Genomic DNA, 672 nt, shown 5'->3' on the forward strand with positions numbered 1-672 from the left:
CGGGCTCCCCCAGGGCTTCCAGATCATCGATGCGGACGACCAGATTCGCCTGATCAAGCGGGTGAGCAAGGAGCTGGGGCTGGACGAGCAGCGCTGGCCGGCCCGTCAGGCCACCTGGTTCATTAACGGCCAGAAAGATGAGGGCCTGCGTGCCCGGCATATGGATGTGGGCGGCGATCTGTTCGCGTTGACCATGCAGAAGATCTACTTCGCCTACGAAGAGGCCTGTGAGCGTGGCGGGCTGGTGGACTTCAATGAAATGCTGCTGCGGGTGCTGGAGCTGTTCCGCGACAACGAGAACCTGCGCGGCCACTATCAGCGCCGCTTCCGGCACATTCTGGTGGACGAATTCCAGGATACCAACAGTATTCAGTACGCCTGGCTGCGGTTGCTGGCGGACGAAAATAACGCGGTCACCATTGTCGGTGACGATGACCAGTCCATCTATGGCTGGCGCGGCGCCAAGATCGAGAATATCCACAAATTCAGCCGCGACTTCCCGGACACCCGCACCATTCGCCTGGAGCAGAACTATCGCTCCACCGGTACCATCCTGAAAGCCGCCAATGCGGTGATCGGCAATAACAGCGACCGCCTGGGCAAGGAGCTGTGGACCGAGGGTGGCGATGGCGATCCGATTCGGCTCTATTCCGGTTTCAATGAAGTGGACGA

The 672-nt window shown here is 60.1% G+C and carries 1 protein-coding gene; it reads left to right on the forward strand.

Annotation, left to right across the window (positions count from 1 at the left end):
* A partial coding sequence (locus A3730_RS25675; protein ID WP_156501367.1) for a UvrD-helicase domain-containing protein occupies positions 1-672 on the forward strand: 672 nt, incomplete at both ends.

This window comes from Alcanivorax sp. HI0044 (assembly GCF_001634945.1).